The 25,906-nt window shown below is 66.0% G+C and carries 23 protein-coding genes and 1 pseudogene; 11 read left to right on the top strand and 13 right to left on the bottom strand.

What is annotated here, in order from left to right:
* Positions 1-34: 34 nt before the first annotated feature.
* On the bottom strand, positions 35-793 hold the full coding sequence (locus tag CEJ42_RS01150; protein ID WP_079215039.1) for an SDR family oxidoreductase: 759 nt from the start codon (positions 791-793) through the stop codon (positions 35-37).
* Positions 794-840: 47 nt separating this feature from the next.
* On the bottom strand, positions 841-2,274 hold the full coding sequence (locus CEJ42_RS01145; protein ID WP_079215038.1) for an aldehyde dehydrogenase family protein: 1,434 nt from the start codon (positions 2,272-2,274) through the stop codon (positions 841-843).
* Positions 2,275-2,677: 403 nt separating this feature from the next.
* On the opposite strand from CEJ42_RS01145, the gene CEJ42_RS01140 reads away from it, so the two are divergent.
* The 3 genes from CEJ42_RS01140 (at position 2,678) to CEJ42_RS01130 (ending at position 6,411) form a co-directional block, all read left to right on the top strand.
* Complete coding sequence (locus CEJ42_RS01140; RefSeq protein ID WP_237772492.1) at positions 2,678-3,505, top strand: FadR/GntR family transcriptional regulator; 828 nt, start codon at positions 2,678-2,680, stop codon at positions 3,503-3,505.
* Between the two features lie 49 nt (positions 3,506-3,554).
* Entirely contained in the window at positions 3,555-4,496 is a 942-nt protein-coding gene (locus CEJ42_RS01135) for a LysR substrate-binding domain-containing protein (protein WP_079215037.1), read from the top strand.
* Positions 4,497-4,695: 199 nt separating this feature from the next.
* Positions 4,696-6,411, top strand: coding sequence for an ABC transporter substrate-binding protein (locus CEJ42_RS01130; protein ID WP_088749804.1), 1,716 nt, complete (start codon positions 4,696-4,698; stop codon positions 6,409-6,411).
* Between the two features lie 65 nt (positions 6,412-6,476).
* On the opposite strand, the gene CEJ42_RS01125 is transcribed toward CEJ42_RS01130, so the two are convergent.
* A complete protein-coding gene (locus CEJ42_RS01125) occupies positions 6,477-6,914 on the bottom strand; it encodes a hypothetical protein (RefSeq protein ID WP_079215036.1) in 438 nt (145 codons plus the stop codon).
* Positions 6,915-7,137: 223 nt separating this feature from the next.
* Here CEJ42_RS01125 and CEJ42_RS24365 point away from each other — a divergent pair, with 223 nt between their 5' ends.
* Positions 7,138-7,392 carry a hypothetical protein gene (locus CEJ42_RS24365; RefSeq protein ID WP_129587656.1) on the top strand — a complete coding sequence of 85 codons (255 nt, stop codon included), beginning with the start codon at positions 7,138-7,140 and terminating at the stop codon, positions 7,390-7,392.
* A gap of 138 nt (positions 7,393-7,530) precedes the next feature.
* Here CEJ42_RS24365 and CEJ42_RS24925 read toward each other — a convergent pair whose 3' ends face one another.
* Complete coding sequence (locus tag CEJ42_RS24925; protein WP_165774357.1) at positions 7,531-7,971, bottom strand: hypothetical protein; 441 nt, start codon at positions 7,969-7,971, stop codon at positions 7,531-7,533.
* Here CEJ42_RS24925 and CEJ42_RS01115 point away from each other — a divergent pair.
* The gene (locus CEJ42_RS01115) at positions 7,970-9,076 is read left to right on the top strand and encodes a GGDEF domain-containing protein (RefSeq protein WP_237772491.1); all 1,107 of its coding nucleotides are present in this window, start codon (positions 7,970-7,972) and stop codon (positions 9,074-9,076) included. The two genes, CEJ42_RS24925 and CEJ42_RS01115, sit on opposite strands and share 2 nt — an antisense overlap.
* A 9-nt stretch (positions 9,077-9,085) precedes the next feature.
* On the opposite strand, the gene CEJ42_RS01110 is transcribed toward CEJ42_RS01115, so the two are convergent.
* The 3 genes from CEJ42_RS01110 to imuA are packed head-to-tail and all read right to left on the bottom strand — an operon-like array spanning position 9,086 to position 14,477.
* On the bottom strand, positions 9,086-12,313 hold the full coding sequence (locus CEJ42_RS01110; protein ID WP_088749802.1) for an error-prone DNA polymerase: 3,228 nt from the start codon (positions 12,311-12,313) through the stop codon (positions 9,086-9,088).
* Between the two features lie 12 nt (positions 12,314-12,325).
* The gene (locus CEJ42_RS01105; RefSeq protein WP_088749801.1) at positions 12,326-13,807 is read right to left on the bottom strand and encodes a Y-family DNA polymerase; all 1,482 of its coding nucleotides are present in this window, start codon (positions 13,805-13,807) and stop codon (positions 12,326-12,328) included.
* Positions 13,737-14,477: a translesion DNA synthesis-associated protein ImuA gene (imuA, locus tag CEJ42_RS01100; RefSeq protein WP_079215031.1), complete on the bottom strand. Its 741-nt coding sequence runs from the start codon at positions 14,475-14,477 to the stop codon at positions 13,737-13,739. The genes CEJ42_RS01105 and imuA overlap by 71 nt, the downstream gene beginning before the upstream one ends.
* A gap of 706 nt (positions 14,478-15,183) precedes the next feature.
* Here imuA and CEJ42_RS01095 point away from each other — a divergent pair.
* Positions 15,184-15,504, top strand: coding sequence for a KGG domain-containing protein (locus CEJ42_RS01095; protein WP_079215030.1), 321 nt, complete (start codon positions 15,184-15,186; stop codon positions 15,502-15,504).
* Positions 15,505-15,642: 138 nt separating this feature from the next.
* On the opposite strand, the gene CEJ42_RS01090 is transcribed toward CEJ42_RS01095, so the two are convergent.
* The gene (locus CEJ42_RS01090) at positions 15,643-16,395 is read right to left on the bottom strand and encodes a YoaK family protein (protein ID WP_079215029.1); all 753 of its coding nucleotides are present in this window, start codon (positions 16,393-16,395) and stop codon (positions 15,643-15,645) included.
* A gap of 289 nt (positions 16,396-16,684) precedes the next feature.
* Between CEJ42_RS01090 and CEJ42_RS01085 the strand changes: the two genes are divergently transcribed.
* Complete coding sequence (locus tag CEJ42_RS01085; protein WP_079215028.1) at positions 16,685-16,951, top strand: hypothetical protein; 267 nt, start codon at positions 16,685-16,687, stop codon at positions 16,949-16,951.
* A 389-nt stretch (positions 16,952-17,340) separates the two neighbouring features.
* Here the strand turns inward: CEJ42_RS01085 and CEJ42_RS01080 are convergent, their stop codons facing one another.
* Entirely contained in the window at positions 17,341-17,868 is a 528-nt protein-coding gene (locus CEJ42_RS01080; RefSeq protein WP_079215027.1) for a CBS domain-containing protein, read from the bottom strand.
* Positions 17,869-18,247: 379 nt separating this feature from the next.
* On the opposite strand from CEJ42_RS01080, the gene CEJ42_RS01075 reads away from it, so the two are divergent.
* A complete protein-coding gene (locus CEJ42_RS01075) occupies positions 18,248-18,829 on the top strand; it encodes a DUF4142 domain-containing protein (protein ID WP_079215026.1) in 582 nt (193 codons plus the stop codon).
* 278 nt (positions 18,830-19,107) lie between these two features.
* Positions 19,108-19,335: a hypothetical protein gene (locus CEJ42_RS01070; RefSeq protein WP_079215025.1), complete on the top strand. Its 228-nt coding sequence runs from the start codon at positions 19,108-19,110 to the stop codon at positions 19,333-19,335.
* Positions 19,336-19,678: 343 nt separating this feature from the next.
* Here the strand turns inward: CEJ42_RS01070 and CEJ42_RS01065 are convergent.
* From CEJ42_RS01065 to CEJ42_RS01050, 4 genes and pseudogenes are all read right to left on the bottom strand, one after another.
* Positions 19,679-20,221: pseudogene (locus CEJ42_RS01065) on the bottom strand (type 1 glutamine amidotransferase domain-containing protein); the annotation flags it as partial.
* A gap of 95 nt (positions 20,222-20,316) precedes the next feature.
* Positions 20,317-20,529, bottom strand: a complete 213-nt coding sequence (locus CEJ42_RS01060) for a hypothetical protein (protein ID WP_088749800.1) — start codon at positions 20,527-20,529, stop codon at positions 20,317-20,319.
* Between the two features lie 149 nt (positions 20,530-20,678).
* Positions 20,679-20,936 (bottom strand): hypothetical protein, encoded by a 258-nt coding sequence (locus tag CEJ42_RS01055; protein ID WP_079215022.1) that lies wholly within the window; start codon positions 20,934-20,936, stop codon positions 20,679-20,681.
* A gap of 1 nt (position 20,937) precedes the next feature.
* Positions 20,938-22,632 carry a thiamine pyrophosphate-binding protein gene (locus CEJ42_RS01050; protein WP_088749799.1) on the bottom strand — a complete coding sequence of 565 codons (1,695 nt, stop codon included), beginning with the start codon at positions 22,630-22,632 and terminating at the stop codon, positions 20,938-20,940.
* Between the two features lie 416 nt (positions 22,633-23,048).
* Between CEJ42_RS01050 and CEJ42_RS01045 the strand changes: the two genes are divergently transcribed.
* Positions 23,049-24,149, top strand: a complete 1,101-nt coding sequence (locus CEJ42_RS01045) for a nucleotide excision repair endonuclease (protein WP_243397751.1) — start codon at positions 23,049-23,051, stop codon at positions 24,147-24,149.
* A 310-nt stretch (positions 24,150-24,459) separates the two neighbouring features.
* Positions 24,460-25,791, top strand: a complete 1,332-nt coding sequence (locus CEJ42_RS01040) for a hypothetical protein (RefSeq protein ID WP_243397750.1) — start codon at positions 24,460-24,462, stop codon at positions 25,789-25,791.
* The last annotated feature ends 115 nt before the right edge of the window (positions 25,792-25,906 follow it).

Below are 25,906 nucleotides of genomic sequence, written 5' to 3'. Positions count from 1 at the left end.
TTTCAATTATTTGGGCAAAATATTGCACTTTTCATCAAACGCAGCGCCCGCCGTCCACTTCGATGCACACGCCGGTGACGAATTGCGCCTCGTTGGAGCCCAGGTAGAGGCAGGCGTTGGCGATGTCTTCAGGCGTGGAGAAGCGGCCCATCGGGATGGTGGCGACGAACTTCTTGCGGTTTTCCGGGGTGTCGGGCACGCCCATGAATTCCGACAGCAGGCCGGTGGCCGAGATCACCGGGTTGACACAGTTCACGCGGATCTTGTCCGGGCCGAGTTCGGCCGCCATCGACTTGCTGGTGGTGATGACCGCGCCCTTGCTGCCGTTGTACCAGGTCAGGCCCGGGCGCGGACGGATGCCGGCGGTGGAGGCGATGTTGACGAAGCAGCCGCCGCCGACCTTGCGGAAGTGCGGCACGAAGGTCTTGGCCGAGAGGAAGATGCTCTTGACGTTGACGGCGTAGACGCGGTCGAATTCGTCCTCTTCCACTTCCAGCATGGGACGGTTGCGGTGCGTGGTGCCGGCGTTGTTGACCACGATGTCCAGCGCGCCATAGTTCTCCAGCGCGGCGGCCAGCAACTTGTCCATGTCGGCGCGCTGGGAGACGTCGGCCTTGGCGAACACAGCCTTGCCGCCGGCTTTCTTGATTTCTTCGACCACGCGCAGGCCGCCGGCCTCGCCGATGTCGGCCACCACCACGGCGGCGCCTTCGCGCGCATAGGCCTTGGCGATGCCTTCGCCGAATCCGGATCCGCCGCCGGTCACGATGGCCACTTTGTCTTTCAAACGCATGTTATGTCTCCTTGGTAAATTCGATGATGGGTAATGGTCAAGGCAGATTAGCCGTGGCGGATCGCGATGGTCTTGAGCACGGTGAAGCCGTAGAGCGCCTCGAAGCCTTTCTCGCGCCCGTGGCCGCTGGCCTTGACGCCGCCGAAGGGCAGCTCCACGCCGCCGCCGGCGCCGTAGTTGTTGATGAATACCTGGCCGCTGCGGATCGCCCGGGCCAGGCGCATCTGGCGCGCGCCGTCGCGGGTCCAGACGCTGGCCACCAGGCCGTAGTCGGTGCCGTTGGCCAGGCGTACGGCGTCTTCTTCATCGTCGAAAGGCATGGCCGCCAGCACCGGGCCGAACACTTCTTCCTGCGCCAGGCGATGCAGCGGCGGCACGTCGCGCAGCAGGGTGGGAGGCTGGTAGAAACCGGAGGCGGGCGCCTTCGGATCGACCATGCCCTGGGCCACCATGGCGATCTTGTCGTTGCGGGCGTCGGACAGGAAACCCGCCACGCGCTCCTGCTGCGTCTTGCGGATCAGCGGGCCGCAGTCCAGGTCCATCTGCGAGGAACCCACGCGCAGCTTGGAGAACAGCTCGCCCAGGCGGTCCAGCACCTTCTCGTAGGCGCCGCGCTGCACCAGCAGGCGGCTGCCGGCCGAGCAGGTCTGGCCGGCGTTCTGCACGATGGCGTTGACCACCACCGGCAGCATGGCGTCGAAATCGGCGTCCTCGAACACCACCTGCGGCGACTTGCCGCCCAGCTCCAGCGTCACCGGCGTGTGATGCTCGGCCGCGCCGCGCACCACCAGCTTGCCCACATTGGGCGAGCCGGTGAAGGAGACATGGTCCACATCCGGGTGCTTGACCAGCACATCGCCGGCTTCGTGGCCGTAACCGGTGACGATGTTGAGCGCGCCCTCCGGGAAACCGACTTCAGCGGCCAGCTCGGCCACGCGCAGGATGGACAGGCAGGCGTCCTCTGCAGGCTTGACCACGCAGGTGTTGCCGGCGGCCAGCGCGCCGCCCACGCAGCGGCCGAAGATCTGCATCGGGTAGTTCCAGGGCACGATGTGGCCGGTCACGCCGTGCGGCTCGCGCAGCGTCAGCACGGTGTAGCCGGACTGGTAGGGGATGGTGTCGCCGTGCAGCTTGTCGGCCGCGCCGGCGTAGAACTCGAAGTAGCGCACGATGGCCGCGGCGTCGGCGCGCGCCTGCTTCATCGGCTTGCCGCAGTCGCGGCCTTCCAGCTGGGCCAGTTCTTCCTGGTGGTCCTGCAGCTTCAGCGACAGCTTCATCATCAGCCGTCCGCGCTCGGCCGCCGACAGCTTGCCCCAGGCGCCTTCATAGGCGCGGCGCGCCGCCTTCACGGCGCGGTCGATGTCGGCCTCGTTGCCGCGGGCGATGGATTCGAAGACCTGGCCGTCGGAGGGATCGACCACGGGAATGCTCTCGCCGGAAGCGGGTTCGACCCAGCGGTTGTCGATGAAGTGGTGTTTCATGGGCGGTGCGTCCTTTCGAGTAGGTCCGGAACGGAAATGCGTGGCGCGGCGCCGGCCTCCATGGAGCAGGCCGAACGGCGCAGCGAAAACGAAAAGCGGAACGGCAGGATGGCGCTCGCGAGGGCGCGCTTTGTGGGTGTCGTCTCCTGTCGTTTTTATTTGCAGGCGCACCGTGGTTCGTGGCGACGGCGGCGCTGTTATGGGTGTTCAATCTAAGGCAGTGCGCAAAAGCTGTCAATTTATTTTACTTATTTGCCGACAGCCTTGTTTGCCAAAAACATGCAGCGCGCGCAGCAAATCCGCTACCATGCGCTTCATCGAGAAAGGCCTTCGCCGCCGCGCCGCCATGCGGCAGCGCAGCGAAAAAAGGCCGTCGCCACTATCAGCAGACACGGGAGACGATATGCCGAAATCCAGCCAGCCGGGCGCCGCTGCCGGTACGCCCTCGGCCAAAGTTGTCAATTTGAAGAGCGTGGCGCGCGCCGGCGCGTCGCCCGAGATCCTGACGCTGGCGGCAGCCGGCCTCGGCCCGGTGCGCCCCGAACGCTTTGCCGAACGGGTCTACGAGACCCTGTTCCACGCCATCGTCGAGGGCCGCATCGCGGTGGGCAGCAAACTGCCGTCGGAAAACGACCTCGCCGCGCTGTTCGACGTCTCGCGCCCGGTGGTGCGTCAGGCGCTGGACCGGCTGCGCGAAGACCAGATGGTGGAGTCGGTGCGCGGCTCCGGCACCTACGTGAAGGAAAAGCCCGGCCTGGCCGCGGCGCCCCAGGACGCCGAGCCCGAGACCCGCATCGGCCACATCATGAACGGCCTCGAGCTGCGCCTGGTGATCGAGCCCGAGTGCGCCTACATGGCGGCGCTGCGCCGCAATGCCGAAGACCTCGACAAGATGGAGCGGCTGCTGGAGGGTTTCGAGCAGGCCAACGCCGTGGGCGGCATCGCCCACCATTTCGACTTCGCCTTCCACGAGGCGATCGCCACGGCGACGGCCAACATGCGCTTCGTGCAGGTGATGAAGACGCTGGAGTACGACGTCAGCCACGCCGTCAACATGCTGCGCCACCTGATGCACATCCCGCCCTGGAAGCGCTCGCAGGATGCGATGGACGAGCACCGCAAGATCTTCGAGCTGATCCGCGAGCAGGACGCGGAGGGCGCGCGGCGCGCCATGCGCGGCCATATCGAGAACGCGCGCACCCGCATGTTCAACAGCCGGCCCGGCCTCTGACGGCGCTTGGCTGTCAATTGAATTAACAAGTCAGGACTGAACAGGTTTCATGGAATTACGCCAACTGCGCTACTTCGTCGCCATCGTCGACCACGGCTCCCTGTCACGCGCGGCGCGCGTGCTGCACATCGCGCAGCCGGCGCTGACCCAGCAGATCCGCCAGCTGGAAGACGAGATGGAGGCGCAGCTGCTGCACCGCTCGGCCCAGGGCGTGATCGCCACCGACGCCGGCAAGGTCTTCTACGAACACGCGCTGGCGATCCTCAAGCAGATCCAGGACGCCAAGCAGGCCGTGGCGCAGTCCACCGACAAACCCTCCGGCACGGTGGCGCTGGGTATTCCGCAAAGCGTTTCCAACGCGCTTGCGCTGCCGCTGCTCAATGCGGTGCGTTCCACCTATCCCGAGATCACCTTGCAGCTGACCGAGGAGCTGACCGGCAACCTCATTACCCAGCTCAAGTCCGGCCGCATCAACCTGGCCGTGCTGTTCGACGACGGCCAGCTGTCGTCCTTCGCGGCCACGCCGATGATCGAGGAAGAGATGATGTACATCACCCGCGCCAAATCGCGCTACGGCGCGTCCGGCCGGCGCGGCGTGCCGCTGGCCAAGGCGATCCTGGCGCCGCTGATCCTGCCCGGCCTGGCGCACGGGGTGCGGCCGCGCATCGAGAACTTGGTGCGCTCGCAGGGCATGGCGCTGGAGAACGTCATCGAGATCAACTCGGTGGCGATCCTGAAGTCGGCCATCCTGGCCGATATCGGCGCCACCATCCTGCCGGTGGCGCCGCTGTTGTCCGATATCGAGCGCGGCGACATGGTGGCGCATTCCATCGCCGGCGAAAAGATCTCGCGCACGCTGGTGCTGTGCGCCTCCAAGAACATCCCGCTGACCACCGCCGCCGCCGCGGTGGAGCGGCTGGTGCTGGATGTCACCGACGAACTTTGCCGCTCCGGCAAATGGGGGCATACCGAGGTGCTGGCGCGGGAGTAGTCACGAAGGATTGGGCATCTTGTGCTTGTGGAGTAGTCTTTTGCGCGGAAGCGACACATTGGACGGCGTGCCCGAGCCTCCTTCCCGAAGATGCAAGGAAATCGTTGATCGGGCAGCGATCCTCCCCTATAAAGATGATAAATAATTAATTAAATTCAGGGACGGGTGTTCATCAACCTGCTCGAATCGGGGGCAAGACATGAGATCGTCACCGGCGGCACGCTTGCGTGTATTGATGTTGCTCGCATTCTGCTTTGTCAGCGCAGCGCAGGCCCAGGAAAATACTCTGCGCATAGGAATGAGCGTGGCCAAGGTGCCGCGCACCACGGGCCAGCCCGACCAGGGTTTTGAGGGGATACGGTTTGCCGCGATACCTATATTCGACAGCCTGACGCAATGGGATCTGAGCAAGGCGGATCAAGCCAGTCAGCTGGAGCCGGGCCTGGCGTTGAGCTGGAAAGTCTCGCCCGGCGACAGGAAAAAGTGGATCTTCAAACTGCGCCAGGGCGTAAGCTTTCACGACGGCACGCCATTTACGGCCGATGCGGTGGTGTGGAATGTGGACAAGATCCTGGACAAGGACGCTCCTCAGTATGACCCGTCGCAAGCACGGGTGACTGCATTGATGCCGACGCTGAGGCAGGCCAGGAGGATCGACGATTACACCGTGGAACTGAGCACGTCGGTGGAAGACTCTTTCTTCCCCATCAACCTGTCGACGCTGTTCATCGCTTCTCCCGCGCAATGGCGCAAGAAGCTGGATGCCGTGCCGGCTTCGGTGATTTCGCCTGCCGAACGTTCGCGGCTGGCATGGAACGCGTTCGCCAATGATGCATCTGGCACCGGTTCGTTCAAAATGGCGCAACTGGCTACGCTGACGTTGACCGAGGGGATGCGTGTCAGTGGTTTCGGAAAGTTCAGAGATTCTGCCTTCAATGTCAGGGAGCATCTGGATTTGGTGAAGAATCCGAATTACTGGGATCCCAAGCGGCGTCCGCAGATCGACAAGGTGGTGTTTTACCCGATCCCCGAGGCCGATGCACGCGTCTCCGCCTTGCTGGCAGGGCAGGTGGACTGGATCGAGTCGCCGCCGTTGAATGAGGTGAAGATGTTGCAGGACAAGGCATTTCGCGTCTATGCCAATACCCAGCCCCATGTCTGGCCGTGGATGCTGTCCTTCACCGCCGACTCTCCATGGCGTGACAAGCGTACTCGCTATGCCGCCAATCTGTGCATCAACCGGGAAGCACTCAAACGTCAGCTCGGTGGGATGATGGACGTGGCGACCGGTATCGTGGAAGCCGGGCATCCCTGGCGCGGCAACCCGAAATTCCAGGTGCGCTTCGATCCTGATGAAGGAAAGCGCCTGATGCAGCAGGCAGGCTACTCGACGGCCAGCCCGATGAAGGTCAAGGTGCAGGCGGCAGCCTTCGGCTCAGGGCAGATGATGCCGATACTGATGAACGAGATCATCAGCCAGAATCTTAAGCAGTGCTTTTTTGACGTGCAGTTCGATATCGTCGAATGGAACGTCGTGGATGGCAACCGCCGCGTCGGCGCCAGGGATCCGTCGGCTCACGGTTCCAATGCCATCAACGTGAGTTTTTCGACCATGGATCCTTTTCTGGCGATGGTGCGTTTCGTCGACACCCGGGCTTTTCCGCCTGTCTCCCAGAACTGGGGCTACTACAGTGATCCGAAGGTTGACGACCTGATCATCCAGGCGCGTGGCACTTTTGATGAAAAACAACGGGATGCGATTTTGGCGCAACTGCATTCAGCCATCGTCGATGACGCTGTCTTCATATTCGTAGCGCATGATGTCGGCACCCGCATCATGTCGCCCAGGGTAAAAGGCGTGGTGCAGCCCAAGAGCTGGTTCATCGACATCGCCACCATGCGCCTTGAACGCTGAGCGAGCGTTCATCCGGGAGCGGAAAACGGCATGCCCGCGCATGCCGTTTTTTGTCATCGCGCCGATCAGCGCAGGATGTCCAGTACCTGCAGGATGGTGAAGCTGACCGGATCATAGACCACGGTGTAGCCGTCGTAGTAACCCATCTGGTACCCCTTGGGCGGCGGCGGCAGGTCGCGGCGCACGCTTTGCGGCACCGGCTTGATCCTGCCGCGGTAGTCGGCCGGCACCGGCTGGCCTTCGCGGAAGTCCGGACGGTGGCCGCGGTCCACGCGCTTGAGGTCGCCGTTGTAATGCTGGCGCAGCTTTTCGCGGTCGGCATCGCGGAATTCATAGTGGCGGTCCGGGCCGCGCTCGTCACGGTGTTCTTCGCGGTGATCCATGCCCGGGCCCGGCGGCGGGCCGGGTTGCTGGGCGACCGACAGCGAGGCCCAGCCCAGCGAGCCGGCGGCAGCCAGGGCCAGGGCAGAGGTTTTGAGGATGGTCTTGTAGTTTGCTTGCATAAGCCTCTTTCATGATGAACGTACAAGAAAGACCCGCCGCGACATCACGAAGTTGCGCGCAAGGCGGAGGATTTACCCTTGTTAAGGAAGTGCAAGCGGATGCGAGGCAAGGGTAAATCGGCGCAAAAACGCTGGCTGCAGCCGGTGCCCGGCGCGATCATCATCGGCGCCTGCGCGCAGGGGATGATCACGCCGCGCACCGGCCCATCCTCGGGGAATTCACATGACCATCGGCTCCGTCACCTCCATCAGCACTTCCAGCGCGCTTGCTGGCACGTCCCTGTACGACATCAAGCCGCCCGAACCACCGCAGCGGCATTGGCCGCCGCCCGCGCCGGTGACCGGCATCGAAGCCGCGGCTGCAGCCTCGTCGTCCTCATCGTCCTCATCGTCTTCTTCGGGCGGCAATTCCGGCAATGGGAGCAATTCGGGCGGCAGCCCGGGCTCCTTGTACGGCGGTTTTTACGCGGTCGCATAGAGCGCGTCGCCGTCGCCGCGCGATTCAATTCGAATGACGTAACCGAAAGTTACCTGATTGTCAGGGATGGCCGCGCTGGGCCGGGTTTTTCGATGCCGGGTTTCATAGGAGGGGGCTCATCGGGAGGTGGTTGCAAAATCACCTCGCCCCGGTGTTTTTTTCTGGCATTGCGCTGAAAAAAACGAAGATGTCATACCAATCGGTTACACTGGATTCATTCGTCATTCCACCGATATCTGCAGCCATTTGCCGGCAGGCATGATCCATTCGGGCGATGGGGTCGCTCCGACGGGATGTGCAACAGATCCGCCGTTCCGCTCGGGACGGCGATCGTGAACCAGGGGTTCGCCAGGCTGCCGCCGGCAGCTCATCCGTATCGTCTTCCGTTTTTCGCATCGCGCGGACCGCGCTGTTGCGGGCGGCGTCAATGCGTGCGGGCGCGGGTGCGGCTGGAATGTGTCCTGCAATTTTTGATGGCCCGTTCGCGGGCGGCCGTATCCGGATGAATCCTTTCACAGCCAGTATCGCCTTGGCTATCGTGCAGCTTTGCAGCGGCCTGATCATGGCCGGCGTATTCATGAGCACGCCCACCGAACGCTGCACCCGTTATTGGGCGCTGTCGGGTGCGCTGGCCGCCGCCGGCATCTGCATGATCGTGGTCGTGTATGGCGGCACCGCCGGGGTATTGCGCGGCGCGGGGCTGCTGCTGGGCAATACCTGCCTGTTCGGCGCCAGCGTGGCCGGCTGGAGCGGATTGCGCAGTTTCTACCAGCGGTCGGTACGCTGGTGGCCCTGGGCATTCGTGGCGGTCTACGGCCTGCTGTTCGGGATCCTGCTGGCGCTGGGCGCGGACTTTACCCAGCGCAGCTATTTCGCCGTGGGCGCGATGCAGCTGGTGTTCTTCCTGCTCCTGTTCGAGTTCTGGCACGGCTTGTCGGGCGCGCAGGCGCGCCGTTATGCGCGCTGGACCTTTGGCCGCTGGATCGGCCTGGCGGCGATATTGCTGCTCAGCGCCTGCTATATCGCGCGCCTGGTCATCTCCACCGCCCATCCTGAAGTCTTCGAGCCGCCGCTGATGTCCGGCCTGGGCGTGGCGCTGATCTACCTGGTTCCGCTGGGCGGCAGCCTGTTGCTGTCGGCTTCCCTGCTGATGGTGTATTTCGAGCGGCTGGTGGCCGACAAGCAGCGCCTGGCCACCGAGGACGAGCTGACCCGCACGCTGAACCGGCGCGAGCTGGTGCGTTGCGGCGAGCGCGTGCTGCGCGAGGCAGTGGGCAAGGGCGGCAGCCTGACGCTGGCCTTCATCGACGTCGACCATTTCAAGCAGATCAACGACCGTTTCGGCCATCAGGTGGGCGACCGCGTGCTCTCGGGCATCGCCGCCGTGCTGCGCGAAAATTGCCGTGAAGGCGACCTGCTGGGCCGCTACGGCGGCGAGGAATTCTGTGCCGTGTTTCCGGGCCTGAGCCAGGCCGAAGCCGGCGGCATCGGCGAGCGCCTGGTCGACGCGGTGCGCCTGCGCGCCTTCGACCATGGCCAGCCGGTCACCATCAGCGTCGGTCTGGTGGTGCTGCAGCCGGGGCAGATGCAGAGCTGGGATGCGCTGGTGAACCAGGCCGACATCGCCCTCTACCGCGCCAAGTCCGAAGGGCGCAACGCCTTTCGCATGGCGCAGGCCGCGTAAGCGCCGCGCTCAGAAGAAATCCCGGCTGCGCGGCTGCAGTTCGCCCAGCAGGCCGGTCCAGTCCTCCAGTCTTCCCGCCACCAGGTGGCGCACCTTGCCCTTGCTCTGCCAGGTGCCATAGACGCCCAACAGGCGCGCGTTGAGCACTTCGCTGCGCTGGCGTTCCAGCACCGCCGGCCAGATCACCACATTGGCCGAGCCGGTCTCATCCTCCAGCGTCATGAAGATCACTCCCTTGGCGGTGCCGGGCCGCTGACGCACCGTGACGATGCCGCAGCAACAGGCGAACTGGCGATCCTGCAGCAGGTTCATGTCGGCCACGCTCATGAAGCGGCGGCGCTTGAGCGTATCGCGCAGCAGCGCCAGCGGATGGCGACGCAGCGTCAGGTTCATGGCGCGGTAGTCGCCCAGGATCTGGTCGCCTTCGCCGGGGGCGTCCAGCTCCACCGCCTCGTCGCGGCGCGCCGCCGGGCGCAGGATGTCGCGGTCGGGCACGGCGCCCACCGCATGCCACAGCGCCTGGCGGCGATGGCCGGCCAGCTCGCGCAGCGCATCGCCGGCGGCCAGGGCTTCCAGCGCGTGGCGGTCCAGGCCGGCGCGCTGCGCCAGGTCCGAGACATCGGCAAAAGGCCGCTCGGCGCGCGCCTGCTCGATACGCAGCGCGGCCTCGGCCGGCATCCCGCGCAGCAGGCTCATGCCCAGCCTGACGGCCGGGCGCGCGGCCGGGTCGGCGGGCAATTCCAGCGTCGACTCCCAATTGCTGCGCACCGCATTGGCCGGCAAAACGACGACGCCGTGGCGGCGCGCGTCCTGCACCAGCTGCGAGGGCGAATAAAACCCCATCGGCTGGCTGTTGAGCAGGCCGCACAGGAAGGCTTCCGGCTCGTGCCGCTTGAGCCAGCTGCTGAAGTAGGTGAGCAGGGCGAAGCTGGCGGCATGGCTTTCGGGGAAGCCATATTCGCCGAAGCCCTCGATCTGGTTGAAGATGCTCTCGGCGAATTCGCGCGAGTAGCCGTTGTCGGTCATGCCCAGCACCAGCCGCTCGTAATGCGGCCCCATGCCGCCCTTGCGCTTCCACGCGGCCATGGAGCGGCGCAGGTTGTCGGCTTCGCCGGGCGAATAACCGGCCGCCTCGATGGCGACTTCCATCACCTGCTCCTGGAAGATCGGGATGCCCAGCGTGCGCTCCAGCACCTTCTTGATCTTGCCGCTCTTCTTCGTATTGTCGGGATACTCGAAACGGCCGCCTTCGCGCACCAGCTCGCGCCGCTGCAGGTAGGGATGCACCATGCCGCCCTGGATCGGCCCTGGCCGCACGATGGCCACCTGCACCACCAGGTCGTAGTGGCGGCGCGGCTGCATGCGCGGCAGCATGCTCATCTGGGCCCGGCTCTCGATCTGGAACACGCCGATGGTGTCGGCCTCGCAGATCATGTCGTAGGTGGCCGGGTCTTCCTTGGGGATGTCCTGCATGCGCATGGCCTGGGGCAGCCCGCGCCGCAGGCTCACCAGCTCCAGCGTGCGGCGCAGCGCGGTCAGCATGCCCAGGGCCAGCACGTCCACCTTCAGCAGCTTGAGCGACTCCAGGTCGTCCTTGTCCCATTCGATGACGGAGCGCTCTTCCATGGCCGCGTTCTGGATCGGCACCAGCCGCGAGAGCTGGCCGCGCGCGATCACGAAGCCGCCGGTGTGCTGCGACAGGTGGCGCGGGAACTTGAGCAGCCGGCCGGTGATGTCGGCCCATAGGCCGATCTGCGGCAGCGCAGGGTCGAGCCCGGCTTCGGCGAAACGTTCCAGCAGCTCCTCGCGGGTGTCGAACCAGTGCTGGGCCTTGGCCACGGTATCGACGATGGCCGGGTCCATGCCCAGCGCCTTGCCGACCTCGCGCAGCGCGCCGCGCGGCCGGTAGCTGTGCACGGCGGCGGCGAGGGCGGCGCGGCGGCGGCCGTATTTGCGGTAGATGTGCTGGATCACCTCTTCGCGCCGCTGGTGCTCGAAGTCGACATCGATGTCGGGCGGCTCGTCGCGTTCTTCGCTGATGAAGCGGGCGAACAGCAGGCGGGTCTCGGCCGGGTTGACCTCGGTCACGCCCAGGCAGTAGCAGACCGCCGAGTTGGCCGCCGATCCGCGCCCCTGGCACAGGATGCCTTTTTCGCGCGCGAACCTGACCAGGTCATAGACGGTGAGGAAATAGGCTTCATATCCTTTGCCGGAGATCAGCTTGAGCTCCATCTCGATCTGCACCCGCACCTCGCCCGGCAGTCCTGCCGGGTACCGCCGCTGCGCGCCCGCCAGCGTCTCCTGCCGCAGGTACTCGGCCGGCGTCATGCCCAGGGGCACCAGCTCGTCGGGGTATTCGTAGCGCAATTCATCCAGCGAGAAGCGGCAGGCGGAGACCAGCGCCAGGGTTTCGGCCAGCAGGCGCCGGCGAAAGACCGAGGCCAGCTTCAGGCGCGGGCGCAAGCTCTGCTCGGCATTGGGCGCCAGCGCGTAGCCGCACTCCTGCACCGGCTTGCCCAGGCGGGTGGCGGTCATCACGTCCTGCAGGCTTTTGCGCGAACGCGTGTGCATCAGCACGTCGCCGACGGCGACCTGCGGCATGCCATGACGCTGCGCGGCCTGTTCCAGCGCGCTGCGGTGCAGGTCGTCCAGCGGCCGGTAAAGCCGCGTCAGGCCGAGCCAGCCGCGGTCGCCGAACAAAGGCTTGAACCAGTGCAGCTGGCGGTCGAGCTGTTCCTCGTCAATGGCATAGTCGGGCACCAGGATCAGCTGGCAGTCGGGCAGGGCGCGCAGGTGCGACAAGGCCGGCGGCGGCATGCTGAAGTCCTCGGGCGTGAGCAGGTAGCTGCCTTTCTTTGCCTGCGTCCGGGTGCGCCCCAGCGTGATCAATTCGGCGATGTTGCCGTAGCCTTCGCGGTTTTTCGCCAGCGCCACCAGGGTCATGGCTGCCAGCGGCGAGGGCGCCCCATCCGCGTCTTCCGGACAGGTGAGGCGAAAGCAGCTGCCGATGATCAGCCGGAAATTCCGGGCCAGGCCCTTGGCCTGCTGCTCCTGCCAGGCCGCATGCGCCCGCACCACGCCGGCCAGCGTGCATTCGTCGGTGATGGCCAGCGCCTTGTAGCCCAGCGCGACGGCGCGAGCGACCAGTTCCTGGGCATGCGATGCGCCGTGCAGGAAGCTGAAGTTGGTGCGGCAGTACAGTTCGGCGTAATCCGGCAGGCCGGTGTCGTCGTTCATGGCGCCTCCGCGTCAGCCGAACAGCCCGTGCAGGAACCATTGCGGCTCCTGGTCCGGCTGCTCGCCGCCTGTCCATTGGCGGAAGATCCAGTAATAGACATGGTGGGCATCGTGGACGGTGAAGTAGTCGCGCGTCACCGGTCGGCCTTCCCACCAGCCCGCTTCGATGCGTTCAGGCGGCGAGGCGAACTCCAGCGGCGTGCGGTACCAGGGCTTGTGGCGCTGCAGCCGCAACGGAACCGGCTCGTCCAGCAGCCACAGCGGGCGCGGCGGCAGGCGCCCGGCATCGGCCGGCAGCGGGGCCGACAGGGCGCCGGCGTCCTGCATCACCCCGCACCAGCGGTTGGCGACCTCGGGCCGGTGATCGGCCCGGGGCGCGGCCTGCAGGACCTGCTCCGGCCCCAGCCGCGCCACCAGCAGCTCGATGAGGCGGTGATGGTCTTCCGCACTGCCGCCGGGCTCGGGAAACAGCAGTTCGCTGGCCGGCTCCATCGCTTCCAGCGCGCCGGCCGCCAGCGACATGGCGATGGCAGGCGCAGGCAGGCTGGAGCGGGACAGTTTTTCCTTGATCAGCGCGTGCAGGTGTTCTTCCTGCCAGGCCGGCACCGACAGCGCCAGCACCAGTTCGGTAGGCGGGACCGCCTGGCGGCCGCGCTCGTGCTCCAGCAGCAGCCGCAGCTGCTTCACCGCCAGCTGGCGCGCGGCCAGCCAGCCGGCCAGCTGGGCCAGCAGGCGCTGGGCGTAGGTGACCAGGATGTCGGTATGGTCGATGCGGTCGGGCAGCTCGGCGCGGGCGCAAAAGGACGGTGGCGCCTCGATCCAGTTGTGCAGTTCCAGGGCTTCGCCGTAGGCCTGGTCCATGGTCTCCAGCACGGCCTTGCCGCAGCGCCGCTGCAAGCCGGGACGCGGCAGCCGGCGCAGTTCGCCCAGGCGGCGCACGCCCAGCCCGTGCAGCCATTCGAGGTAAGGCCGGGCGGCGGTCAGCAGCGCCACCGGCAGGCGGTCCAGCCGGCGCCACATCGACGTCGCGCGCACCGTGCGCACGTAGCCGTAGCGCGCCAGCATCCAGGCGCCGGCGGCGGTGACGCCGCAGCTGAGGACTGCCGACAAGCCCAGCCTGGCGATGGTGATGCGCACCTTGCGGCACAGCGCGCGGATGCCGCCGAACAGCCGCAGGCTGGCGCCCACGTCCAGCAACACGCAGGCGTCCTCGGCCAGCGTGACTTGCGGCGTGTACTGCAGCAGCGCCAGCGCGGCCTCGTCCAGCAAGGCGGTCTCGCGCAGCGGGTCGCGCTCGTGCCAGTGGGCATGCGGGCAGCGCAGCTGGGCGCCGCCGCGGCGCATGCCCTCGTGCACGCCGGCGGCGCGCGCGCGAGCCGATACGGCGCTCACGCGGTCGCGCTCGAAGACCACGGCCGGCGCTTCACCCAGCCAGTTCGGGCGAAAGGCTTCCAGTTGCAGCAGTGGCAGGTGTACGGCGATCCACAGGGACATGGCGTTGCAAATTCGGTGAAGGCGTCAAGGGAATGAACAGCGGCTGGTCGCGCAACGGCCCGCGCCGCTTGACGAAGCCGATCTCCAGGCCATCCCGGGCCGGGCGCAGCGCCAGCCGCAAAGGCGCAGGAGAGGCCTCGCGCGCGCACGACAGGGGACGGAACATGAAAAACAGCGTGCTGCCGCCCTGGGCCGCGATATGCAGCCGGCGCAGGCTGTCGGCGCGGATCCGGGGCTGCCACAGCAGCAGCGCCTGGCAGCTGTCGGCGCGCAGCACCTGCTCGGCCGCCCAGCTGGCGTCGGCGGGCGTGCCGGGACGCAGTTGCAGCAGGCGCGAGGCGGCCACGCCCATGTGCGCCCAGCCGGTCGCATTGGCCGCGTGCGGCGCCTGGACCAGGGCAATGCGCCCGGCCGCGCCCGCCGGACGGTCGCGGCGCTCGGGCGGACGGGCCAAGGTCGGGCGCAGCAGCCGCAACTCGCCGATGCCGGCCTGCGGCAGCAGCAGCTCGATCAGCGCGCCGGGCGGCCAGCCGCCCTCGGGCAATTCGGCATCGAGCGCGCCGTAGCCGCTGCTGACGCCGCGCGATCCGCCGCGCGCCAGCTGGGAGGCCAGCCAGAGCGAAGGATGGATCGCTTCCGGTGCGGCGAGCGGGGAAGAAGGCGTCTGCATGGATTGCGGTGCAAAAAGGAAAAGAAAGGGGAAGGCAGGCGAGGGCCGGAAAATGCCGATAACTGTATAAATATACAGTATTAAGCGCATGCCGCAATAAAAGTTACACACCCGCCTGTACGCAGGTGAAGCAAGAAGGAGGGCAAAGAAGGGCAAAAAAAGGGCCGCCCTGGGGCGGCCCAAATAGGAGGCTGGAGGTAACCTCCGGAGACTGCTGGGTAACAGGAAAACAGGTATTCGGCGAATATCCGAACCCCGGAGCCGACCCTGCGGACGGTTTGGCCATCATGGCGATCATGCATGGGGTGTGTTGGAAACAATGATGCGCCGGCGCCGGCCTGTGCGTTATCGGCGGGCGCCGCATCTTGCCGTCAGCAAACGCCGCCTGGCGTGTCGGCAAGTCTTGATGAGCGCGGCGGGCTCGTCAGGAGCCGTTTTCCACGGATGAGCAATAACGGTTTGGCGTGTTTTTGAGCTCATCGATGAAAATTTGTAAGCTCATCTTCATGGATTCCTTCATTTCCTACAGTCAATGCCTACATGGCCTGGTGAACTCTTCTGATAGTTACTGCCGTGGATGCTTTCTACACTGCAGACGTGGACAGAAGGCTTGCCCCTGAAGTGGAACGGGCCGCGGCCCGGCATCACGGCAACAGCAAGGCGACTGTCCGCTCACCTTCGACCATTCCAGACAAAGGAGTCAGACATGGCAAATGCACAAAACCCCGGCACCAGTAACCGAGGCTTCGCCGCGATGGACCCGCAGAAACAGCGCCAGATCGCCAGCATGGGCGGCAAGGCGGCCCACGCCAAGGGCGCTGCCCACGAGTTCACCTCCGCCGAGGCGCGCGAGGCTGGCCGCAAGGGCGGACTGAACAGCCATGGCCGCAAGAACGCCAATGCCGCCAACAACGGCAGCGTGACCGTTGCCGCACCGCAGATGACCCAGAGCACGCCGCAGGCATCGACCTCGCAACAGCCGCAACCGCAGCAGTCGGACAACAGCAACTCCTGGCAGCACTCCTGATCCCGCGCGGCGGGATCCCATTGCCGCCTCAGGACGCGGCCGCCGGCAGATCCGGCATTGCAGCACGGCAGCAACGACAACAAGAAAACGAAAAGGCGCCCGCAGCGCCTTTTTTTGTTGGTGCGACCTCCGTGCGGCTCAATGGCGCACGAGGTCGTCCATCAGCGGCACCAGCGCCAGCACGAACAGCGACGCCGCCAAAGGCACCGTGGCCAGAAAGCCGATCGCCTTGAACCCCATCGCGCCGGCCACGCCGCCCAGAAAGAACATCAGCAGCAGCGACGACAGCAGCGCGAAGCGGCGCCGCGCCGGCGGCACCGGGTCCCCGGCGTCTTCGCCCGGGCGGCCGGGCGCCAGCGTCCAGTAGAACATCCGGCCGATCTCGATGCCGATGTCGGTCACCAGGCCGGTCACATGGGTGGTGCGGATTTCGGAGCGGGAGATCTTGCTGATCATGGCGTTTTGCAGGCCCATCACGTAGCACAGCAGCGCCACCGTGACCGGAACGAACGCCAGCCGGTGGCCGTCCAGGTTGCTGCCCAGGATGCCGAAGCACAGCAGCAGGACCGCCTCCAGCATCAGCGGCATGGCGTATTCGCTGTGCAGGCGCCGCCGGCGCGCCCAGTTGATCAGCACCGCCGAGCTGGCGGCGCCGGCCATGAAGGCCAGCAGCGAGCACGCGCCGGCCACCAGCAACATGCTCTGGCCCAGCGCCAGGTCGTCGGCCAGGGCCGAGACCACGCCGGACATGTGCGAGGTGTATTGCCCCACGGCCAGGAAGCCGCCGGCGTTGACGGCCCCGGCCACGAAGGCCAGCGAGCGGCCGAGGTGGCGGTTCGATGCCTCGGTGCGGGAGGGACTGGTAAGGCGGCGCAGGTAATTGATCGGCATGGCGGTTCCGGTTGGGCAGGTGCGCGAGGCATTCAGCATATTCCATGCCATTCATGACATTCATGACGCGCATGCCATGGTGGCCGGCAGGCCCGGCTTCAGCGAATCCTACCCGCATCGTCGGCGACTTCCGGCTGGCATCGGCGCACTGTATTGCCTACGCTGACAAAGGATACTTCCACTTCGCCCCGACCGGCGCGCTTCCCTGCGGGGACCTGACCTGGATCAGCTGCAGATCAGGGCGCCGGCGGATGTCGCGATGTCATCGATGAACATACAGGAGGCCAGCATGTCCATACCAGTCGATCTGCCCGGCGGCGAGAAGATGCACGAGTGGCCGGCTCCCAACATGCAGCCGGGCGTGGAGCAGGTGGCCGGGGGCGGTTTTCGCGGCGTGGTGCTGATCGGCCAGGCCGGGGGCGCGGAAGCGTCAGTGCATGCCTGCGAACCCATCCGCGAGCTCAGCGATACCGCCTACGGCGACGCGCTCAGCTATGTGGCGCAGCACAAGCCAGGACAGACTTTCCAGCGCGACGACGTCAGCGAGCACTTATAGGAAGATGGAAGGTATTGCTGACAGGCGCGAGCGCAGGCAAAAAAAATGGCCGCCTGGGGGAGGCGGCCGGAGGGGGAGGGATATAAGACGCCGGAGATCGGGGGAATCTCCGATGAATTTCTGCTTATGAAAACGACTCGTGGGGATAAACCGATTGGGGGTGGACGTTTTCATGGCTGGACGGAGGGGGACGTTCCTGCCTGAAGTTGGGGTCCTCGGTTTCGAGTGCGTTGGAATGCATAGTATCCATGCACTGCAAAAAAGAAGATCGGACAGCGCCCCATCCGTATGTCAGAAAAACCCTTACAAGGACATCCCGGCGCCGGACGATCCCCAGGCCGGGGCTGCTCCATCCGGGCTGGCAGCCATCCCCGGCGGCCCGAAACTGCTCAGCTGCGGCCGAGATTGACCTCCGCCAGGTCGGCATTGACCACCTCCGGCAATTCATCGTCCCCGGCGCGCGGCCGGTTGGGACGCCGTCTGGCCGGTGCGGCCGGCAGCGAGATCTCGCCCAGCGCGCCGCCGATGCCGCGGTTCTGGGTCTTGGCCGCCACGTCGCCCAGGCTGACGATGCCCACCAGGCGCTTCTGGCGGTCCATCACGGGCAGGCGGCGGATCTGGCGCTGGACCATGTCGTCCAGCACGTCGTCCACCGGCTCATCCTCATAGCACCAGACCACCTCGTGGCTCATCACATCCCTGAGCGCCAGGGCGTCGTTCATGCGGTTCTTCGCCACCGCCCGCAGCACGATGTCGCGGTCGGTCACCAGGCCGACCAGGCGGTCGTCCTCGCACACCGGCAGCACGCCGACATCGAGCTCATCCATGGCCTGCGCGGCCAGGATCACGGAATCCTCGGGTTTGAGCGTATGGGCGCCGCGCGTCATGACGTCGGCGATGGTGCGGGTGGCATGCATGGCAAGTCCTCCAGATGGCGATAACGGCCGGCTGCCCGTCGGGCTGGGCCGGAAGATATTTCAGCCTAGGCAACACGCAACTTTGCCGCAATGCCGCATTTTCCCTTTGTGGCGTCGGCAGATTCGCGCAGCGCTGCCGGAAAGCACCGACTTGCACGCTTTTGCCGGCGGTCAAAAGCCGGTGACTACGCATCCTGCCGCATGCCGACGTTCGTGACGCACGGCATGAGCGACCGCTGGCGCCAACACCGGCGCAGAACGTCCTTGGCGCATGGCAAACGCTCGCGAATTCTTACAAGCGTCGTTGGCGTCGTCTGATGCAAAGCCGCGGCGCCGCTGGCTAGAGTGAATACTGAAGCGACAAGACAAGGAGAACGCCATGACACCGACACTTCGTCCCCACGCCCGCCTTGCCGGGCCGCGCTCATCCGGCAAGCTGCGCCGGGTGATGGGCGCCACCGCCTTGTGCGTGGCCGGCGTAGCGCTGGCGGTCAACGTCCATGCCGATACCGTGCCGGGCAAGGACAAGAGCTTCATGATCAAGGCGGCCGAGGCCGGCAATGCCGAAGTGGCGGCCAGCAAGGTCGCGCTGGAGAAGTCCACCAATCCGGCCGTGAAGGACTTCGCCCAGAAGATGATCGAGCAGCACACCCAGGTCGGCGACCAGCTCAAGCAGCTGGCCTCGACCAAGGACGTCAGCCTGCCCTCGGAGCCCACCGTGGCCCAGCGCGCCAAGATCGCCGTGCTGGACAAGCTGAGCGGCGCCACCTTCGACAAGCGCTACGCCAGCATGATCGGCGTGACGGCCCATAAGGACGCCGTCAAGCTGTTCCAGAAGGCATCCACCTCGGCGCAGGATCCCGATGTGAAGAATTTCGCGGTCAAGACCTTGCCCGGCCTGCAGGAGCACCTGCAGATGGCCACCGAACTGAAGAGCAAGGTCGACGCCTCCAGGCAGTGATGCAATGACGCAATGATGGAGGGGGAAGCGGAACGCCGCGCAGCTCGCCGATCAGGAACCAGGCGATCGCAAGCGTTGCATGCTTGCCGCACCCGCGGGGCGCGGCTGGACAGTGCGGCGCAGCCGGCGCATTATCCGCAGACGGAGCCGACGCTTCCGCAAGGGGCGCCGGCTCCGTCTTTGCCCTCTTTGCCCCTCTTCCGGCATCATCGCCGCCCCAGGTTGTTTTGTTTGCTGTTCGTGTCCACCTCATGCGATACCCGCAAAGGAGTGCGCTCATGAAACGTCCTGCGAAATCTTCCGACAAATACGTGCCGCGCGTGGCCAAGCTAGAGAAGCACAAGTACGCCGCCTACGTCGACATGCATATCGGCCCGCTCTGGGACATGGCGCTGCAAGGCTTGCCGGTGCGCATCTGCAAGAAGCGCAAGAGCGCCGAAAAGGCGGCGCTGGCGCTGGTGGCCCAGGCCCGGCGGCATGAGCGGGAAGGGCGCAAGGGCGCCTGAGCCTGCGCTTCTTCAGGTCTTCGCCATTCTTTGTTCCAGCATGAAAAACGGACGGGGTAAGCCGTCCGTCTTCGCGTCTCTCGTTTCCATTCCATTTTGATTGGCGCTCACGGGCGGCCCCAGCCACCCTCAGCGACCGATCAAGCCTCATTCATTTACTTCAGCCGTCGCTCTGGTGCGAATGCCCATGCGCCACCGCGAAGGCTTCGTTTTCATGCTCCGGCGGCGCGGCGGGCGCGACGCCCTTGCCGGAGAGTTTCTTGCCGCCCGCCGGCAGCACTTGCGCGTCGCCGCCGGCTTCCTCGCCGGCCGCCGCCGGGGCGGGCTGCTTGCGCTCGCGCTGTTGCTGCTCGTCGAGCAGCTTCATGAATTCATTGTTGAAGGCCGGGATGTCGGCCGGCTTGCGCGAGGAGATGAAATTTTCGTCGCGCACCACTTCCTGGTCGATCCACTGGCTGCCGGCATTCTTGAAATCGTCCTGCAGGCTGGGCCAGCTGGTCACGGTGCGGCCCTTGGCCACGCCCGCCGAGATCAGCAACCAGCCGCCGTGGCAGATGGAGGCGATCGGCTTTTCCGCGTCGTTGGCGGCGCGCACGAAGTTGCGCGCCTGCGGCAGCAGCCGCAGCGCGTCGCCGTTGACCACGCCGCCCGGCAAGAGCACGGCCGAGTAGTCGTCTGCGCGCGCCTCGTCGATGGTCTTGTCGACCGACACGACTTCGCCCTTGTCGACGTGCTTGAAGCCCTGCACGCTGCGCTTCTTGTCCGACAGGATGTGGACGGTCGCGCCGGCGGCTTCCAGGGCCTTCTTCGGTTCCAGCAGTTCGGCCTGTTCGAAGCCGTCGGTCACCAGGACGGCGACCTTGAGGTTGTTGAAACGCTTTGCCATATTGATCTCCCTTGAAAAAATGAAGGGCGGCCGCGGCGCAAGGCCGGGCCGCCCGGATACCGGGATGGAGCCCGCTGGTCAGGCGTGCGGCGGACTTAGCCCTTGCCGGACTGCTTGACCTGGTTGCGGTTCTGGTGGTCGTGTTTGGCGTGCGCCATGTCGGGCGCCTGCTTGATGCGGGTGATGTTGGACGTGGCCACCGGGTCGCTGTTGGGGAAGCTCATCTCGTTGGCTTCGTCCAATGCCACTTCCGACGGGGTGTCGTAATTGTTGGGTCGCTCATGCTTCGACGGTCTGGATGCGGACATGGCTATCTCCTTTGAGTGTCTGCCTGAGTTTTCAGCTTAGGCCCGCAACCGCCGGGCCGATATAAGCGGGCTCCTCAAGCGCATGTAAGAAAGGACGAACGCTGCGCCCAGGCAAGCGCTGCCGTAGTGCAGTAACGCAGCCCTTGTCCTCACGGCCAGGGAGCCGGCGTCACATCCTCGAATTGCGGCTGCTGCGCACCGCCGGCCGGCGTCGCGCCGGGTTTGCGCCCCGGGTGCAGCATGGCGCCGGTGATCAGCTCCAGTTCGCGCTGCGCGGCGACGAAGGCGGCATCGGTCAGCGCCTGCTCCTTGACCGGCCAGTTGGCCATGGCCCAGCGCTTGTAATCGGCAAAGCGGGCCTGCAGCTCCTGCGCGTACTTTTCGCGCTGCGCTTCGATCTGGTTCATTTCATCCTCCTTTCATGGCGATCAGGCTTTCACGCACCTTGGCCATGCCAAAGCGCCAGATCTGTTCCATCTTGATGTGCGGCATGGTGGGCAACTCCGAGGCGTCGATGAACACGTTGAGCACCGCCGGCCCGGGCGCGGCCAACAGCTGGGCGATGCCGCCGTCGAGCTCGTCCGGCGTGCGCGCGGTGAAACCCTGCGCGCCGCAGGCCTGGGCGAAGGCGGCGAAGTCCGGGTTGGGGAATTCGGAGCCCTCGAAGGCGGGCAGGCCGGCTTCCTCCATCTCCAGGTGCACCAGGCCCCACTCGCGGTTGTTGAACACCACGACCTTGACCGGCAGCTTGTGCTCCACGCTGGTCATGAATTCGCCCAGCAGCATGGTGAAGCCGCCGTCGCCGACGGCGACCACCACCTGGCGGTCGCGCTCCAGCGCCTGGATGCCGTTGGCCTGGCCCAGCGAAGTGCCGACCGCCGCGTTGTTGAACGAGGCCAGGATGCGCTGGCGGCCGCTCTGGCGGATCCAGTTGCCGCACCAGAGCGTGACCACGCCGGTATCGACCACGAACACCGCGTCGTCCCGCGCCAGGTCGCCCAGGCGGCGCGCTGCGCGTTGCGGCTTGATTTTCTTGTGGTGGCGTTTTTCTTCCGCGTCGCGGTCCAGCGAGGCGTTCCATTTTTCGCGGTCGGCGTTGACCTTGTTGAGGAAAGCGCCGTCGGTCTTGCCGTCCACCCGGGCCAGCAGCTGCTTCACGGCCGGCGCCACCGATCCGGTGATGCCCAGCTCGACCGGGGCGCGCCGGCCCAGCACGAAGCCGCGCTCGTCGATCTGGATCACGCGGTTCTTGGTGGGCAGGAATTCGGAATAGGGATAGTCGGAGCCCAGCATCAGCATCAGGTCGGCGTCGTGCAGGGCGTCGGTCCCCGGTGCGCCGCCGATCAGGCCGACACCGCCGATCCAGTGCGGATGGCTGAACGCGGCCAGGTCCTTGGCCTTGAAGGTGTGCATCACCGGCGCCTGCAGCTTGGCGGCAAGCGCCAGCACATCGTCGATGGCGCCGCGGCAGCCGTTGCCGGCAAAGATGGCGACCGTCTTCGCCTCATTGATCAGCCGCGCGGCGGCCTCGATCTCGGCCTCGGCCGGCGCCAGTTCGGCGCGCTGGCGCAGCGTGGCGATGCTGGGCACGGCCTGGGCCAGCTTGGCGCCGATCACGTCGGCCGGGATGTTGAGGTGCGCCACGCCGCGTTGCGCGTAAGCCTGGGCGATGGCCTGGTGGAACACTGCCGGCGCCTGCTCCGGGCTGGTCACGGTCTGGGTGTAGCAGGCCACGTCGCGAAACAGGATGTCGGGCGTGTTTTCCTGCAGGTAGTCGGTGCCGCGCCGCGCGGCCGGCACGCCGCCCGAGATCGCCAGCACCGGCGCATGGTCCTTGCGCGCCTCGTAGAGCCCGGCCACCAGGTGGTTGGAGCCGGGGCCGGTGGTGCCGCAGCAGACGGCCAGGCGGCCGGTCAGCTTGGCCTGGCCGGCCGCGGCCAGGGCCGCGCCTTCTTCGTGGCGCACGCCTATCCATTCGATGCGCTTGTCGCGGCGGATGGCCTCGGTGAGTGGGTTCAGGGCATCGCCGACCACGCCGAAGATCTGGCGCACGCCGATCTGGTAGAGCGTATCGACAAGGGTTTCTGCAACGGTGGCGGACATGGCGGCTCCATGGAAGTGAGTTGATCCTGCCCAGACTAAGCCCGGCGGCGGCGCGCCTGTATCGGCGGGAACGGCAAACGCCTGTAGGAAAGACTGATCTTTCGCAGGTCGTCATGCATTGATGAGCAACAAGAAACGGGTGCATCACCGACCATTTCCGTGAACGCAGGCGGGTTTGCGCGGCAAAACGCCGTATAAGTCCCGCCTGATTAAGGCCCGTCTGATGCGGCCATGGGCAATGTCCTACACGCGCTTCATCTTCCTGCCGACTGTGCGCGCCGCGGGGCAACTTCATAATCCACTTTAAGTTTTTGGGACGGGTGCGCACGGCGGGAGCCGGCATCCATTTCCAGCCAATCGACCGACAGAGCACGTTCAAACGTGACATGAATAACAACGAGGAAATGGCTACCGCCATGAATACCACCAGCTATCGCCACTCCCTGACCCAGCTTTTCACCCGTCACCTGATGCATGCCTCCATGCCGGGGCTGATGCCGTCCGGGCCGGCCACCTCGCGTTCGCCGGCTACGCAAGCGCACAGTCGCCTGCCGGAGGCGCTGGTGGAACGCCTGCTGCGCCAGGAAGAGCAGCGCGGGGTGCGCCCGCGCGGCCTGCCGATCGCCACCTTCAGCGCGCCGCAGCCGGCTGCGCACCGGGCCGCGACCTACAGCTATCCGATCCAAATCGAGCGCGCCAGCATCGACGCCTTGCCGTCCTCGGCCGGGGTCTACATCTTCCGCGGCGCCAACGACATGCCGCTCTACGTCGGCCGCAGCGTCAACCTGCGCAGCCGCGTGCTGGCGCACCTGCACAACCACGAAGAGGAAATGCTGGTGCGCCAGACGCGCCGCATCGAGTTTCGCCGCACCGCCGGCGAGCTGGGCGCGGCCCTGCTGGAGAACAGCCTGGTGCGCGACCTGCAGCCCCTGCACAACAAGAAGCCGCGCCAGAAGCGCTGCCTGTTTACGCTGCGCCTGAGCCAGACCGGACAGCCGCTGGCGGCGCAGGTGGCCGAGCGCGACTTCAGCCGCGCGGAAAACCTGTTCGGCATCTTCGCCTCCGAGCGCGCCGCGCAGGAGGCGCTGCAAAAGCTGGTGGAGCAGCACGGGCTGTGCTCGATCGCCACCGGCCTGGAGCAGAGCGAGGGCGAAGGCATGGCCTGCTTCGGCCGCCAGATCCGCCGCTGCCGCGGCGCCTGCACCGGCGAGGAGTCGCATGAGCAGCACCAGGAGCGCCTGATGCAGGCCATGGAAGAGCTGCGCATCCTGCCCTGGCCGTACGAGGGCGTGATGGGCATCGTCGAGGAATACGACGGCTGGCGCCAAGTGCACGTGATCGACCACTGGCGCTATCTGGGCTCGCTGGACGACCAGCACCGCCAGTTGCTGCCGCGCCCGGCAGCCAGCTGCAAGGGCTTCGACCTCGACAGCTACAAGACCGTGATCCGGCCCTTCCTGCTGGGCCAACTGGACCTGCATCCCTTGCCGGGACTGAAGCTGCCGGCGCAGGCATGAGCTGAAAGCCGATCCACGCGCGGCGCCTCCCGGGCGCCGCGTTTTCGCTCGTGCGCCGCATCCGCGTCCCAAGGCGCTTGCAGCGCATCCCGATGTAAATCCGCGAACCGCGATTGAACATTTTGCGCCGCAGCGTTTCATACCTGCGCCTGACCTTTTTTGACCTTTTCGTTCCGACTCTGCGTTCGACTTTGTCAGACGACTCTTCGCCCGGCGCCTGGCGGCGCTCATCCGCCACGCGCCGATTGTGTGTCCACCAACAATAACGAGGATCTTCATGCGAGGCCGATTCCATTCGCTTGCAGCGGTGATGCTGTTCACCGTCCCCGGCGCCGCCACCGTGGCCTGGGCCGCCGACGCCAACACCGGTTTTTGTTCCCCCGACCTCAAGGTCGACAAGAACCGGCTGGCTGCCTACCTGATCAAGACCTATCCCGTCAGCACCACCTATCTCTCGGTCGGCGACGATGCCGCGCCGCTCAGTTCGCCGCGCGCGCTGGCCGCCTGGCTGCTGAAAAAGCGCGCCGCCGAGAAGGCCGCCGGCGCACCTGCCAGCGGCGACAGCAGCAACGTCGACCACATGGCCGAGGACCTGCAGGCCCTGCTGGACGGCAAGGACGGCCAGTTCAAAACGTCCGGCCGCGCCAATGCCCAGGCCTTTTTCAGCGGCGACAACGACGCCGGCCTGTCTTGCACGGTGGCCGAGGCCAAGCCGGCATTGCCGCACGCGGCATCGGCCGCGACCATGGTGGCGGCTGCTGCCACCGGCACTGCCGGCCAGCCCACCGTGGCCGCCGCTGCGGCGCCGCAGCCCGCGCCGGAGCCGACCTGGCTCGACCATGTGCGCGTGCGCGGCAATCCCGACCAGCTTTCCATCGACCGCAACAACAAGGCCGGCTACGCCTCGGTGGAACGCGCCCGCGTGACGCTGGCCAACGACGACGTGGCGGCTTCGCGCACCAACGACATCGTGGCCTACGCCGGCTACTCGTTCGACAAGCATCCCATCGGCCAGGCGGGCAGCACCTATGAAGCGGTGCCGTACGTGGGCGTGAAGCAGAACCGCGTGACCACCTACAGCGCCACCGGCAACACGGTGACCACCACCCGCACCAGCCAGATCGGCATGCTGTCGGCCTTCCATTTCGTGCATGAGGGGTCGCCCAATACCGAAGACCTGACCGCGCGACCGGACTACCTGATCAACAACACCGACGGCAGCCGCCTGCTGACGCTGAACTTCACGCTGACGCCGGTGCGCCCGGGCATCCTCAACGACTTCATCCGCTGGAACAACGGGCTGGCCTTCAAGCCCATCCTGATCGGCCAGAGCCGCAACGGTACCTACATCGACCGCGGCGACCCCAGCGTCTACGACCAGCACCAGGACTTCATCCGCGTGGGCGCCCAGGCCGGCTTCACGCTGGCCTCGACCAACCCGGCGCTGCCGTTCGACTTCACCACCACCTTCACCGGGCTCAAGGCCTTGCAGGGCAACCGCGGCATCCATTACTGGAAGTCGGTGCTGACCTACAACTTCAACCAGAACGTGGGCCTGAGCCTGGATTACTCGAACGGCGTGCTGCCCGAAACGGCGGATCCGGAGCGCAAGTGGGGATTGGGGATTTCGTCGAAGTTCTGACGCCGGCCCGGTGCGCCGGGCTCGTCATGCGCTCGTGGCGGACGTTGAAAGACGCCCGCAGGCCACCTGAAAGCCACGGGATGCAGGAATGCGATGGAAAAAAGAAAAACGGCGG

Origin of the sequence: Herbaspirillum robiniae (genome assembly GCF_002213415.1) — a bacterium.
GTDB lineage: Bacteria > Pseudomonadota > Gammaproteobacteria > Burkholderiales > Burkholderiaceae_D > Herbaspirillum > Herbaspirillum robiniae.
The sequence above is the reverse complement of the archived record's forward strand: the minus strand, read 5'-3'. Positions and strand labels throughout refer to the sequence as shown.